The organism is Streptomyces sp. NPDC001700 (assembly GCF_053596435.1).
The window spans coordinates 89,348-102,317 of record NZ_JBSFGE010000012.1; the positions used below are offsets into that span (position 1 = coordinate 89,348).

Here is a 12,970-nt window from a genome sequence, read left to right on the forward strand (position 1 = left end):
CTGTGTGCGGGACCGCACCGCGCGGCGGTTTCGCTGGCGGAGGTTCCGTTGATCGACGCGCTGACCGCCGTGCTGGGCGCGACCGCCCTCGCGCTCGCCGCGTGGTGCGGCTTCGCCGCCTACCGTGACCAGCCCACCAAGGACTGGCACTTCATCGGCATGGCCGTGGTGTCCCTGCTGGCGATCGTCCAGCTGATCATCGGGATCGTGCGGCTCGCACAGGGCGCGGATCCTGATCAGGGCGTGGCGATCTTCATCGCGTATCTGGTCGGCTCGGCGTGCGCCGTGCCCGTCGCGGCGTTCATGTCGCTGGCGGAGCGGACCCGCTGGGGCTCGGCGACGGTCGCGGCGGCGGCGGTGGTGCTGGCGGTGCTGGAGGTACGGCTGTACGACATCTGGGGAGGCGTGGGTGGCTGAGTCGGCCGAAACTGCTGAGACGACGGAAACCTCGTCACGCGGCGGGCTCGGGCAGGGGCCCGGCCGCCTGCTGGTGATGCTCTACGGGGTGTTCACGGTGGCCGCGGCGTCGCGCTCGATCTACCAGCTGATCGCCCAGTTCGACGAGGCGCCGCTGGCCTACGTCCTCTCGGCGGTCTCCGCCGTGGTGTACGCCTTCATCACGGTCTCGCTGGTGCGGGGTGGGGAGGGGGCGCGGAAGGCGGCGATGGTGTGCTGTGGGGCGGAGCTGCTGGGTGTGCTCACGGTAGGCACCTGGACCCTGGCCGACCCGTCCGCCTTTCCCGACCAGACGGTGTGGTCGGACTACGGCATGGGCTACCTGTTCATCCCGATCTTCCTCCCGGTGACGGGCCTGATCTGGCTCCGCCGCGCGCGCCGAGCCGCGTAGCTTTCCCCACCCCGCCCCTTCCCGAAACCGGGGGCAAGCCCCCGGCCCCCATGGCGGGGGCTCCGCCCCCTGCACCCCCGCTCCTCAATCGCCGGAGGGGCTAGAGGTGCTCCTCAAACGCCGGAGGGGCTAGAGGTGGGGCATCACCGCCCCAAACCCGGAGCCCAAGCACCGGAGGAGCCGGGAGTGCACAACCCCGGCGCGGGGACCTGGGGGAAGGCCCGAGGGCTGGGATGGTTGTGGGCAATCGTTCCGCGGAGGGGGCACCTCCCAGCGGTAGCTGGGGGAGGAACGGGTGGGCACAACCCGGCCACCGGGGCGCACCCGGCAGCGAAACCCAGCCGCAGCAGAGCGGCCCCGCCCCCGCCGCGGGGCGCGAGGGTGCAGCGGAGCTGCCGGGGGGCCGGGGGCGTCGCCCCCGGTTTCGGGAAGGGGCGGGGTGGGGGATGGCCCGACGGACGGCGGACGGGCTGGGCCCGTTGGGGGCCCAGCCCGTCCGATGTGCCGCGCTCGCCGCAGGCGTTACGCGCTGGCGGCGAAAGCCGTGGCGGTGGCGTCCTTCTCCAGGGTGACCAGGCTCAGACGGCGGTTGACCTCCTGCGTGCCGACCTGCGCGTAGCCGTACTTGCGGTACAGCCGGAGGTTGCCGTCACTGCGGTGCCCGGTGGCCAGGCGGTAGCGCTTGGCGGCCCGCTCCTCGGCCAGCTGGGCCTCGATCGCCGCGAGCAGGCGGCCGCCGAGCCCGTGGCGCTGCATCCGCGGGTGGACGATGAGCTTGCCGATGGCCGCCGTGCCCGTGTCGTCCACGGCGGCGGCCCGGACCGAGCCGACGACCTCCTCGCCGAGCCGGGCGACCAGCACACAGCCCTTGCCCAGTTCGGCGCGCAGGTCGTCGAGCGTCTGCGTCAGCGGCTCGATGGAGTAGTCGCCGTACAGCTCGGCCTCGCCCTGATAGCACAGGTACTGCAGCTTGAGGATCTGCTCGGCGTCGTCCGCGGTCGCCGCGGAGATGGTCACGCTCATGCCCATGTGCGCATGCCTCCCCTTTTTCTCGGTCCGCCGGCCGCCTGAGGGTAGGTGCGACCGGGGTTCATTGCCTGGTGAGGAGGCGCCACCTGGTTGTGGCCGCCTCCCGGGCGCCGATTGTCTAACGCTCCTTTCCCCACGGTTCAGGAGCCGCAACCTCCGCCGTGAGCATTCTGCGCAGGCAACCCAGACATCGGGAACGTACCGGGCCCAGACTGCCCTGTGAGATACCCAACTCACCTGCGATCTGGCGATATGTCAGGTCAGGCCGGGACAGCATCACCCCGAGCACCCTCGGACAGCGCCCCGGTAACCGGCGCACCGCATCGCGCAGCGCGCGCCCCTTTACGGCGGTCAGCGCGGCGTCCTCGGCGGGGCGGGGTTCGGGGCCGCTGGGCGGGCCGTCGCCGACCGGGTCGTACGGGACCTCACGGCGTGCCCGCCGCCGGGCCCCGCGCACCTCGGCGCGGACCGCGCGGCGCAGCCAGCGTGCGGGCTGGGGCGGCGGGCCGCTGTCCCGGGTGCGCTCCAGCAGCCGCAGCCAGACGGCCTGCTCCAGCTCGGCGGGCTCGACCCCCGCGCCGTACGCCTCGGCCGCCGCCTCGGCGGCGAGCAGCGGACGCAGTTGCTCCACAAGGTCCATGCCGGGCGGGACGTGGCGCGCTCGGCACCTGGTTGCCGGGGCGCGGGTCTGTCACCCGTCCGGGGAGGCGGCGGGCCGTGGATTGACGTTCCCCGGCCCGCCGCTCCACTCCTACTTGCGGAAGTCCGCCGCCGCGAGCAGCGCGGTGTCCGGGTTGTCGGAGAAGATCCCGTCGATGCCGGTCTCGAAGTACGCCTTGAAGACGCCGAAGGCGTCCCCGTACGCGTTCACGTCGCTACCGCGCCGGAAGTCCACCGGCAGGAACGTGTTCTCGTTGCGCATGGTGTACGGGTGCAGGATGAGCCCGGCCGCGTGCGCGTCCTTGACCACATTCGTCGGCGTGCCGAGCTTGCCGTCGGGCGTGCGCGGGATGATCACCGACAGGTCGGGGCCGATGCCCTGGGCGTAGCTCGCGATCCACTTCAGGCCCTCGGGCTTGACGAGGTCCGCGACCGTGCGCGGGTCGTTCGCCTCGACGAAGTCCCACGGGCGGCTGGTCATGGTCGACAGCAGCACGACCGACGGCGTGTCGACCAGCTTGCGCAGCCGCTGGATGCTGCTCGGCTCGAAGGACTGGAGGAAGAGCGCCGCGTCCTTCTTGTGGCGTCCGTACTTGCGGAGCAGCTTGGCGACCCGCTCCTCCAGCCCGAGGCCGAGCCCCCGGAAGTACGTGGGGTGCTTGGTCTCGACGTACAGCCAGACCTTGCGGCCCCGCTTGCGGCCCTCGCGCTCGGCCCACTGGAGCACCTCTTCGAAGGTGGGCACCTCCCAGCGGCCGTCGTAGAGCGTGTTGCGCTGGCGGGTGCCGGGGATGCGCTCCTTGGCGCGCAGCGTCTTCAGCTCGGCGAGCGTGAAGTCTTCGGTGAACCAGCCGGTCAGCTTGGTGCCGTCGACCGTCTTGGTGGTCTTGCGGTCGGCGAACTCCGGGTGGGCGGAGACGTCGGTGGTGGCCGTGATGTCGTTCTCGTGACGGCACACCAGATGCCCGTCCTTGGTGGGGACGAGGTCCTGCTCCACGATGTCCGCGCCCATGTCCAGCGCGAGCTGGTACGAGCCGAGCGTGTGCTCGGGGCGGTAGCCCGAGGCGCCACGGTGGCCGATCACCGTCGGCACCGGCAGCCCGCGCACCGGCCCGGGCTTCCCCCCGGCACCCGCCTCCGCGGCGGCGGCCGTGCCCGCGCCACCCAGGGCCACCGCTCCCGCGCCGAGGGCCGCGGCCCCCAGCAGGGCGCGCCGCCCGGGCTTTTGCTCGCGCTGTTCGCGCTCCATGAGCACTCCTCGCTCTGGTGTCCAGCACCGTCAATTCCTGTCAGAGAACGGGCTGATGGTAGGTGGGTAGGCCTTTCCTACGGGAGACCTGCGGCGAAACGCGTGGGAAACGGGTGTCAACACTGCGTATCAGGTGGGTGAACCCGGTGTGCGGGGTGACATGACCGGCGAGTATCGTCCTCATCGGCGTTTCTGTGCGGTACCGGGTTGACGGACCGTACGGCGGAACGCCCCCGACCTTGACCCCGACCGGAGGGCCCGTTGTCCCGTTTCGTGTTCCTGAAGGCAGTACTCGGTCCGCTGATGCGCCTGATGTTCCGTCCACGGGTCGAGGGCGTGGAGCGCATTCCCGGCTCCGGTCCGGTGATCCTCGCCGGGAACCACCTCACATTCATCGACTCGTTCGTCCTGCCGCTCGTCTGTGACCGTCAGGTCTTCTTCATCGGCAAGGACGAGTACGTGACCGGCAAGGGCCTCAAGGGCCGTCTGATGGCCTGGTTCTTCACCGGCGTCGGCATGATCCCGGTCGACCGGGACGGCGGGCACGGCGGCGTCGCCGCGCTGATGACCGGGCGCCGGGTGCTGGAGGAGGGCCGGGTCTTCGGCATCTACCCCGAGGGCACCCGCTCCCCCGACGGCCGCCTCTACCGTGGCCGCACCGGTATCGCCCGGCTCACCCTGATGACCGGCGCGCCGGTGGTGCCGTTCGCGATGATCGGCACCGACCGGCTCCAGCCGGGCGGCAAGGGGCTGCCGCGGCCCGGGCGGGTGGTGGTGCGGTTCGGTGAACCGCTGGAGTTCACCCGCTACGAGGGCATGGACCGCGACCGGTACGTGCTGCGAGCGGTGACCGACGAGGTCATGAGCGAGGTCATGCGGCTGTCCGGGCAGGAGTACGTGGACATCTACGCGACGAAGGCGAAGGCGGCGGCCTGAAGCGGGCGGGGCGTTTGAGGTGGGCGGAAGCTGACATCGAAGTGTCAGTTTCTGCCCTTCTTCGCGTTGTTCCGGTCATTGGCCTGTCACCGTCGGTAGGGCGCCCCGATGCACTGGTCTCGCGCCCGGGACGGCCACTACCGTGCCGCGGGTGACGACAATGACCGTGCCCTCCCCCGACTTCGTGTCCCTCCGCGGTCGTCGGTTCGCCCTCACCGACTTCGGCGGACCGGGCACCCCGGTCCTCGCCCTGCACGGGCACTTCGGCCGCGGCCGGATGTACGCGCCGCTGGCCGCCGCCCTGGCCCCCGCGTACCGGGTGATAGCGCTCGACCAGCGGGGGCACGGGCTGACCGGGGGCGGCGGGCCCTTCACCCTGGACGAGTACGTCGCCGACGCCGCCGCCCTGCTGGACGAGCTGCGCCACCCGGGTCCGGTGCCGGTCGTCGCCCACTCGACGGGCGCCGTCGCCGCGTACGCGCTCGCCGCGCGGCATCCGGAGCTGGTGAGCGCCCTCGTCGTCGAGGACATCGGCGCGGTGACGGACCGTCCGGTGGTCGCCCACCCGGTGCTCGACGTCTCCGGCTGGCCGACCTGGGCCGCCGACCGGGAGGGGCTGCGCGCCCAGATCGAGTCCCGTGGCATCCACGACGCGTCGTACTTCCTCGACAGCGCGGAGCGGGATCGGGCGACGGGTGGGTGGCGCCTGCTGTTCGAACCCGCGCACATGATGGCCTCGCAGGAGGCCATGCGGGGCGATTTCTGGGCGGAGTGGCTGGGGTCGGCGTGCCCTGCGCTGCTGATGCACGGCGAGCACTCTTCGCTGCTGCCGCAGGGGCATGCGCGGGAGATGGCTCGGCGGCGGCCGCGTACGACGTTGCGGGAGTTCGCGGGGTGTGGGCATTGGATTCACGATGACGCGCCGAAGGAGTACGCGTGGGCGGTGGGGCGCTTCCTGGATTCGCTGGCGGCGGACAACGCGTAACGCCTGCGGCGGCCCTATCCCCACCCCGCCCCTTCCCGAACCGGGGGCAAGCCCCCGGCCCCCGGCGGGGGCTCCGCCCCCTGCACCCCCGCCCCTCAAACGCCGGAGGGGCTGGGTGGTGGCGCACACGGTTGTGGGCAATCGTTCCGCCGGGGGGCACCTCCCAGCGGTAGCTGGGGGAGGAACGGGTGGGCACAACCCGACCACCGGCCCGCACTCGGCGACGAAGCACCAGGGGGCAGCACACCCCGGCCGCAGGCCGGGGCCCGGGGCGGAGTGGGACTGCTCAGGACCAGGGGAGAGACGCGCGCGTTCGCCAGTAGGTTTCTGGGGGTTCCGCCAGGTCTGGGAGGGGTGGGAGGGGGACGCCTGTCGCGGACAGGTTCGACGTCAGCTGGGGCAGCGTCGCCGCGCCCGACAGGGCCACCGTCACCCAGGGGTGTTGTAGGACCGCTGCTAGGGCGATCGCGTCCGGGGTCGTGCCCGTCTGCGAGGCGGCCTGCCTCAGCGCCGCACTATCCGCCAGGCGGCCATTCGCCATCGCCTCCTTGACGATCACCGTCCGCCCCGCCGCATGCGCCTCCTCCAGCGCCGCCCCCGCCGACGGCTCCAGCACGTTGTACGTGCTCTGCACCGTACGGAACAGCGGACGGCCATCCGCCTCCACCTCCAGCGCCGCGCGAATCGCGTCAGCCTGCGCTGGACCGCTGGTGGAGATGCCGACCGTCACGCCCTCCGCCGCCAGCGACGCCAGTCGGGCGTGGAGGGCGGGGTCGGTGAGGGCAGGGGACTCGGGGGTGACGGAGTGGATCTGGTAGAGGTTCAGGTGGTCTCCGAGGAGGGCACGGGTTTCCGCCCGCTGGCGGTCGTACGTGGCGACAGAGTGGTCCTTGACCTCGTGCGCGTCGGCGTCCATACGCCAATCGGCCACGTACGTGTAGCCCCACTTACTGCCGATCGCGACCTCGCGTGCCGCATCGGGCCTGGCGCGCAGCCAGTCGGCCAGGAACTCCTCGGCCAGCCCATACGAACGCGCCGCGTCCAGGTAGCGCACCCCCGCCGCGTACGCGGCGTCCAGCAGCTCGTGCGAGCGGAGCCGCATGGCCTCGACCGTGCGGTCCGCCGGAAGGTCCCGGTCCCGGCCCAGGTTGATGTAGCCGGGGCGGCCGACCGCCGCCAGGCCGAGCCCGATCCGGGACACCGGCGTGGCGGCGGCAGCGTCTGCGAGAGAGGCGGCGGACATCAGCGCTTCGCGTCCGCCCACGCCCGCTGCGCCGCGAGGTCCGTCTTGACCTCGGCCAGCTGAGCGGCCACAGCAGAGGGCGCCGTACCGCCGCGCCCGCTGCGCGAGGCCAGCGCGCCCGGCACGTTCAGCACACCCCGCACCTCGGGCGTCAGATGCGGAGAGATCTTCGCGAACTGCTCATCGGTGAGCTGATCCAGCTCGATCCCCGTCAGCTCGCACTCCTTCACGCACGCGCCCGCGACCTCGTGCGCCACCCGGAACGGCACGCCCTGCCGGACCAGCCACTCCGCGATGTCGGTCGCCAGCGAGAACCCGGCCGGGGCCAGCTCCTCCATCCGCTCCCGGTTGACCGTCAGCGTCGCCATCATCCCGGTGAAGGCCGGAAGCAGGACCTCCAGCTGGTCGCAGGAGTCGAAGACCGGCTCCTTGTCCTCCTGCAGGTCGCGGTTGTACGCGAGCGGCAGGGCCTTGAGCGTGGCGAGCAGCCCGGTCAGGTTGCCGATGAGACGGCCCGACTTGCCGCGCGCCAGCTCCGCGATGTCCGGGTTCTTCTTCTGCGGCATGATCGACGAGCCGGTGGAGAAGGCGTCGTGGAGGGTCACGAAGGAGAACTCCTTCGTGTTCCAGATGATGATCTCCTCCGCGATCCGCGACAGATCGATGCCGATCATCGCGGTGATGAAGCCGAACTCGGCGGCGAAGTCGCGCGCCGCCGTCCCATCGAGCGAGTTGGCGACCGAGCCGTGCTCGAAGCCCAGGTCGGCGGCGACGGCCTGCGGGTCGAGGCCCAGCGAGGACCCGGCCAGCGCGCCCGACCCGTACGGCGAGACGGCCGTCCGCTCGTCCCACTGCCGCAGCCGCTCCGCGTTCCGCGACATCGCCTGGACGTGGGCGAGGACGTGGTGGGCGAAGAGCACCGGCTGTGCGTGCTGGAGGTGGGTGCGGCCGGGCATCGCGACGTCCGGGTGCGCCTCGGCGAGCCCGACCAGGGCCTCCTGGAGGTCGGCGATCAGACCGCCGAGGATCCGGGCGTGGTCGCGCAGGTACATCCGGAAGAGGGTGGCGATCTGGTCGTTCCGGGACCGCCCGGCCCGCAGCTTGCCGCCGAGGTCGGGGCCGAGCCGCTCCAGCAGCCCGCGCTCCAGCGCGGTGTGCACGTCCTCGTCGGCGATGGTGCCGGTGAAGTCGCCGGAGGCGACGTCGGCCTCCAGCCGGTCGAGCCCGGCGAGCATCCGCTCCAGCTCGTCGGCGGTCAGCAGATCGGCCGCGTGGAGCACCCGGGCGTGGGCACGGGAACCGGCGATGTCGTACGGCGCCAGGCGCCAGTCGAAGTGCACGGAGGCGCTGAGCTTCTCCAGTGCCTCGGCGGGCCCGTCGGCGAAGCGGCCGCCCCAGAGCCGGACGTCGCCGCTGTTGCCGTTGCTCACGCTGTTGCTCCTCAAGGCTGCGGGTGAAAGCTGTGGGTGAAGGCTGTGGGTGTACGACCGCCTCCCCACCGTATGGCGGGAAGGCGGCGTATGACGTCTAACTGCGGAGGTTACTGCTCCAGGTCGCGCTTCGCCGCGATCTTGCTGGACATCCCGAACAGCTCGATGAAGCCCTTGGACAGCGACTGGTCGAACGTGTCGCCCGTGTCGTACGTCGCGAGGTTGAAGTCGTACAGCGACTGCTCCGACTTCCGGCCGGTGACGACCGGCCGACCGCCGTGCAGGGTCATCCGGATCTCACCGGTGACGTGCTCGTTCGCCTCGGCGATGAAGCCGTCCAGGGCGCGCTTGAGCGGCGAGAACCACAGACCGTCGTAGACCAGCTCGCTCCACCGCTGCTCGACCTGCCGCTTGTAGCGGGCCAGCTCGCGCTCGACGGTGACGCTCTCCAGCTCCTGGTGCGCGGTGATCAGCGCGATGGCGCCGGGGGCCTCGTAGATCTCCCGCGACTTGATGCCGACGAGCCGGTCCTCGACCATGTCGATCCGCCCGATGCCCTGCGCCCCGGCCCGCTCGTTGAGCTGCTGGATGGCCTGCAGGACGGTCACGGGCTGGCCGTCGATGGCCACCGGGACGCCCGCCTTGAAGCTGATGATGACCTCATCGGCGTCCCGCTGGGTGGCCGGGTTCGAGGTGTACTCGTACACGTCCTCGATCGGCGCGTTCCAGATGTCCTCCAGGAAGCCGGTCTCGACGGCCCGCCCGAAGACGTTCTGGTCGATCGAGTACGGCGACTTCTTGGTGGTCGCGATCGGCAGGCTCTTCGCCTCGCAGAAGGCGATGGCCTTGTCCCGCGTCATCGCGTAGTCCCGGACCGGGGCGATGCACTTCAGGTCGGGCGCGAGGGAGGAGATCCCGGCCTCGAACCGCACCTGGTCGTTGCCCTTGCCGGTGCAGCCGTGGGCGACGGTCGTGGCGCCGTGCTTGCGGGCGGCGGCGACGAGGTGCTTCACGATGGTAGGCCGGGAGAGCGCCGAGACCAGCGGGTAGCGGTCCATGTACAGCGCGTTCGCCTTGATCGCCGGGAGGCAGTACTCATCGGCGAACTCATCCTTGGCGTCCGCGACCTCCGCCTCGACCGCCCCACAGGCGAGCGCGCGCTTACGGATGACGTCCAGGTCCTCACCGCCCTGGCCGACATCCACGGCGACGGCGATGACCTCGGCGCCCGTCTCCTCGGCGATCCAGCCGATGGCGACGGAGGTGTCCAGGCCGCCCGAATAGGCGAGTACGACGCGCTCGGTCACGGGTTTCTCCTTACGGTCCATGCACTGACTGGCATAAGTATGCACTGGCCCGTATGTTTCGTCAACGCGACCCCCGGCGGCTGTCAGCGGGCGGCGCTACGGTGCGGTTTGTGAGCGTTCACGATGACATCCTCAGCTGGACAGCTGAGCGCGCGGCGGCACGGTTCGAGGGCTTCAAGGTGGAGGTGGTGGGCGGCCGCATCGTCATGACGCCACGCAGCGACGTCCAGAGCTGGACCATCCTCGACATCCAGATGGCCGCGATGACAGCCGGGATCGACAAGTCCCGCCTGCTGTCCGACGTGCTGATCCAGTTCCCCGGGGAGCCCCCGCGAGTGCCGGATGTGACGATCCTGGAAGAGGGCGCCGCCGAGCCCTACTCGTACGAGGACGTTCTGGCCGCTATCGAGATCGTCTCCGCGAGCGAGGTCAAGGTGCGGCAGTACGCACGATTCGGCGTCCCGAGCTACCTGATCATCGACCCCTTCCTCGGCCAGTGCACCCTGCTGACCCGCCCCAAGGGCGACACCTATGCGTCCCGTGACGACTACGCCTACGGCGAGACCGTCACACTGCGCTTGGCGGACGGCAGCACGGTCGACATTCCCACGAACGAGTTCAAGCGCAAGAGCTGAGCCTGAGCCTCCGCTCCCTCGTCACCGATTGGCGGCCAGCACCGCCGCCAGGCCCTCTTGTACGTCGTTGACGAAGTACTCGGGGACCTCCAGCGACGGGAAGTGTCCGCCGCTCTCGGGCGACCTCCATCGGACGATCTGCCGGTACCGCTCCTGCGCCCAGGGGCGCGGGCACTTCTCGATGTCGCGGGGGTACATGGTGATCGCCGACGGGACGTCGACCCGGAGTTCGGGGTCCAGTGAGGCGTGGCTCTCGTAGTAGATGCGGGCCGCCGACGCGCCGGTCCGGGTCAGCCAGTACAGGGTGACGTTGTCGAGAACGCGGTCTCGGGAGATCGTCTCGAACGGGCTGTCTTCGGTGTCCGACCACTCGGCGAACTTGTCGAGGATCCAGGCCAGAAGCCCGACCGGTGAGTCGACGAGCGAGTAGCCGATGGTCTGCGGCCGGGTCGCCTGCTGCTTCGCGTACGCCGCGCGGTGGTGCCAGAAGTCGTGGGTGCCCTCGGCCCACTGGCGCTCGACCGCCGTCAGCCCGTCCGTCGTCAACCCGGGCGGGCCCTCCGCGAACGTGGTGTGGATGCCGAGAACGTGATCCGGGAACCGGCCGCCGAGAACCGTGGTGATGTTCCCGCCCCAGTCGCCGCCCTGGGCCACGAACTGGCCGTAGCCGAGCCTGCCCATCAGCTCCACCCACGCGGCCGCGATCTTTTCGGTCCCCCACCCGGTGGTGGCCGGTTTGTCGCTGTAGCCGAAGCCGGGTAGTGACGGGGTCACCACGTGGAACGCTGGCGCGTCCGCGTCTTTCGGGTCCGCCAGCTCGTCTATTACGTCGATGAACTCGGCGATGCTGCCCGGCCAGCCGTGCGTCACGAGCAGCGGCGTGGCATCCGCGCGCGCGGAGCGGCGGTGCAGGAAGTGGATTCCCAGACCATCGATGGTCGTGCGGAACTGGCCGATCTGATTCAGGCGCTCTTCGAACGACCGCCAGTCGTATCCGGTGCGCCAGTAGTCCACGACATCGGCGAGGTCGGCGAGCGGAACGCCCTGTTCCCATCGGCGAGGGTCGGGCGCGGCGCGATAGACCGTCTCGGCCTCCGGCAGCCGCGCCGCGGCCAATCGCGCACGCAGATCGTCAAGGTCAGCGTCCGTCGCGTGGGCTTCGAATGCTTGCACTTCGCTGGTCAGACGGGACATGAGACCTCCTGGTGCATCACGGAACCGGCTAAGACGGTTCTAGCAGCACCCCGAGCCACGCCGCAACCGTCTAAGGTGGTTCCATGCGTGCTGGATTCCCTGACTTCCGCCTCGGCAGCGTGCTGGCGACCAGCTTCACCGGAACCCTCTCGGAGCGTCATGGCGACTCCGTAGAGCGCATCCCCACACCGCAGCGACTCGCCGACTGGCTGGCGGTGTACGACCTCGCCGTGGACTCCTGCACCGATGCCCAGCTCGACCTCGCCCGGGAGCTGAGGGAGTCGATCCACGCCGCCGCGACAGCGGCCGCCATCCACGACGCTCTCCCCGCGTCCGCCGTCCACGTCATCAATGACCGCAGCGCCCAGGGCCGGGCGGCAGCGGTCTTGACGCCCGAGGGCAAGCGGCGATGGGCGCTCAGCGCGGCTTCCCGCGTGGAAGACGCCCTCGGCGTGATCGCCGCCGACGCGATCAGCGTCATCGCGGGCGAACGAGACGGAAAGCTGGCCTTGTGCGCCTCCCCGACCTGTCAAGCCGCCTTCTTCGACACCAGCCAAAGCCGCACCCGCAAGTGGTGTGACATGAACACCTGCGGGAATCGTCAGAAGAAGGCGCGCTTCATGGCCAACCAGCGAAAAAACCCCAGATCAGCGGAGTGATCGTTGGGGGTGGCGGGGTTCTGCGGACCGAAGGGGAGTCGGTGGCGGACAGGAAGAACCAGATGATCGTGCTCGGTGTGGTCGTGGTGGGGGTCCTGTGGATCAACGGCCAGGGCGACAGCGATGTCGACAACAGCAACGACAAGTCACCCAAGCCGCGTCAGACCGGGCGGTATCCCGTCCACTTCCAGAAGGACGACGCGAAGAAGGGCACCAAGAAGCCGGTGCCGCGCTCCACGGTGTCCTATCCGATCAAGTTCGCCCGGCGGTGAGGTCGATCTCGGCCCAGACCATCTTGCCCGGACCCTGACGTTCCGCCACGCCCCAGCGCGCGGCGAGGCCCGCGACCAGCAGCAGGCCACGGCCGGTCTCGGAGTCGGGCGGTGGTGCGGCCGGGGTGTCATCGACCGGCGGCCGTCCCTCGGTACGGGTGTCCGCGACCTCGACGCGGAGCGTGGTGGCGGTGCGGGCGAGCCCTACCTCGAAGTCCCGGCCGGGGACGCGGCCGTGAGTGACGGCGTTGGCGGCGAGTTCGGCCACGATCGCGGCGACGAGATCGGACGGCTCGCTGCGGTACGGGAAGCCCCAATGGTCGAGTTGCTGAAGCACCAGCAGCCGGGCGAGGCGGGCGCCACGGCGGGTCGAACTGAAGCGGTGGGTGAACTGGTCGGAAGTCGTTCGTGGGTGCGCTGGGATTGACATGGCGTCACCGTTCCGGCTCGGCGTATGACCGGACCAGATCGGCTTCTCGTACGCTGGGTCACTGTACGAGTGCGCGTGGTGGACTGTACGAGTA

Annotated in this window: 15 protein-coding genes; 7 read left to right on the forward strand and 8 right to left on the reverse strand. The window is 70.5% G+C overall.

The annotated features are described in order from the left end of the window. Positions 1 to 48 precede the first annotated feature (48 nt). Entirely contained in the window at positions 49 to 417 is a 369-nt protein-coding gene (locus tag ACWC5C_RS22900; RefSeq protein WP_385447129.1) for a hypothetical protein, read from the forward strand. After that, positions 410 to 847, forward strand: coding sequence for a hypothetical protein (locus ACWC5C_RS22905; protein ID WP_450877990.1), 438 nt, complete (start codon positions 410 to 412; stop codon positions 845 to 847). The genes ACWC5C_RS22900 and ACWC5C_RS22905 overlap by 8 nt, the downstream gene beginning before the upstream one ends. A 522-nt stretch (positions 848 to 1,369) precedes the next feature. Here ACWC5C_RS22905 and ACWC5C_RS22910 read toward each other — a convergent pair. The 3 genes from ACWC5C_RS22910 to ACWC5C_RS22920 all read right to left on the reverse strand — a co-directional run bounded on the left by ACWC5C_RS22910 (position 1,370) and on the right by ACWC5C_RS22920 (position 3,785). Next, the gene (locus ACWC5C_RS22910; protein WP_385447126.1) at positions 1,370 to 1,876 is read right to left on the reverse strand and encodes a GNAT family N-acetyltransferase; all 507 of its coding nucleotides are present in this window, start codon (positions 1,874 to 1,876) and stop codon (positions 1,370 to 1,372) included. 118 nt (positions 1,877 to 1,994) lie between these two features. Next, entirely contained in the window at positions 1,995 to 2,516 is a 522-nt protein-coding gene (locus ACWC5C_RS22915) for a sigma-70 RNA polymerase sigma factor region 4 domain-containing protein (protein ID WP_385447124.1), read from the reverse strand. A 111-nt stretch (positions 2,517 to 2,627) separates the two neighbouring features. After that, the gene (locus ACWC5C_RS22920) at positions 2,628 to 3,785 is read right to left on the reverse strand and encodes a glycerophosphodiester phosphodiesterase (protein WP_450877993.1); all 1,158 of its coding nucleotides are present in this window, start codon (positions 3,783 to 3,785) and stop codon (positions 2,628 to 2,630) included. 261 nt (positions 3,786 to 4,046) lie between these two features. On the opposite strand from ACWC5C_RS22920, the gene ACWC5C_RS22925 reads away from it, so the two are divergent. Together ACWC5C_RS22925 and ACWC5C_RS22930 are read left to right on the forward strand one after the other, a co-directional pair. Beyond that, positions 4,047 to 4,721 carry a lysophospholipid acyltransferase family protein gene (locus ACWC5C_RS22925; protein WP_450877995.1) on the forward strand — a complete coding sequence of 225 codons (675 nt, stop codon included), beginning with the start codon at positions 4,047 to 4,049 and terminating at the stop codon, positions 4,719 to 4,721. Between the two features lie 160 nt (positions 4,722 to 4,881). Next, positions 4,882 to 5,706, forward strand: coding sequence for an alpha/beta fold hydrolase (locus ACWC5C_RS22930; RefSeq protein ID WP_450878275.1), 825 nt, complete (start codon positions 4,882 to 4,884; stop codon positions 5,704 to 5,706). A 286-nt stretch (positions 5,707 to 5,992) separates the two neighbouring features. Here the strand turns inward: ACWC5C_RS22930 and ACWC5C_RS22935 are convergent, their stop codons facing one another. The 3 genes from ACWC5C_RS22935 to ACWC5C_RS22945 all read right to left on the reverse strand — a co-directional run bounded on the left by ACWC5C_RS22935 (position 5,993) and on the right by ACWC5C_RS22945 (position 9,686). After that, complete coding sequence (locus ACWC5C_RS22935; protein WP_450877997.1) at positions 5,993 to 6,949, reverse strand: aldo/keto reductase; 957 nt, start codon at positions 6,947 to 6,949, stop codon at positions 5,993 to 5,995. Then, the gene (argH, locus tag ACWC5C_RS22940; RefSeq protein ID WP_450877999.1) at positions 6,949 to 8,379 is read right to left on the reverse strand and encodes an argininosuccinate lyase; all 1,431 of its coding nucleotides are present in this window, start codon (positions 8,377 to 8,379) and stop codon (positions 6,949 to 6,951) included. The genes ACWC5C_RS22935 and argH overlap by 1 nt, the downstream gene beginning before the upstream one ends. Positions 8,380 to 8,489: 110 nt before the next feature. Next, positions 8,490 to 9,686 carry an argininosuccinate synthase gene (locus ACWC5C_RS22945; protein WP_385448762.1) on the reverse strand — a complete coding sequence of 399 codons (1,197 nt, stop codon included), beginning with the start codon at positions 9,684 to 9,686 and terminating at the stop codon, positions 8,490 to 8,492. 110 nt (positions 9,687 to 9,796) lie between these two features. Here ACWC5C_RS22945 and ACWC5C_RS22950 point away from each other — a divergent pair, with 110 nt between their 5' ends. After that, positions 9,797 to 10,321: a Uma2 family endonuclease gene (locus ACWC5C_RS22950; RefSeq protein ID WP_450878001.1), complete on the forward strand. Its 525-nt coding sequence runs from the start codon at positions 9,797 to 9,799 to the stop codon at positions 10,319 to 10,321. Between the two features lie 21 nt (positions 10,322 to 10,342). Here the strand turns inward: ACWC5C_RS22950 and ACWC5C_RS22955 are convergent, their stop codons facing one another. Next, positions 10,343 to 11,515 (reverse strand): epoxide hydrolase family protein, encoded by a 1,173-nt coding sequence (locus tag ACWC5C_RS22955; protein ID WP_450878003.1) that lies wholly within the window; start codon positions 11,513 to 11,515, stop codon positions 10,343 to 10,345. Positions 11,516 to 11,598: 83 nt separating this feature from the next. On the opposite strand from ACWC5C_RS22955, the gene ACWC5C_RS22960 reads away from it, so the two are divergent. Together ACWC5C_RS22960 and ACWC5C_RS22965 are read left to right on the forward strand one after the other, a co-directional pair. Continuing rightward, positions 11,599 to 12,174: a CGNR zinc finger domain-containing protein gene (locus tag ACWC5C_RS22960; RefSeq protein ID WP_450878005.1), complete on the forward strand. Its 576-nt coding sequence runs from the start codon at positions 11,599 to 11,601 to the stop codon at positions 12,172 to 12,174. A gap of 41 nt (positions 12,175 to 12,215) precedes the next feature. Further along, positions 12,216 to 12,446, forward strand: coding sequence for a hypothetical protein (locus tag ACWC5C_RS22965; protein ID WP_450878007.1), 231 nt, complete (start codon positions 12,216 to 12,218; stop codon positions 12,444 to 12,446). Here ACWC5C_RS22965 and ACWC5C_RS22970 read toward each other — a convergent pair. After that, positions 12,427 to 12,876 carry an ATP-binding protein gene (locus ACWC5C_RS22970; RefSeq protein WP_450878008.1) on the reverse strand — a complete coding sequence of 150 codons (450 nt, stop codon included), beginning with the start codon at positions 12,874 to 12,876 and terminating at the stop codon, positions 12,427 to 12,429. The genes ACWC5C_RS22965 and ACWC5C_RS22970 overlap by 20 nt on opposite strands. Positions 12,877 to 12,970: the final 94 nt, after the last annotated feature.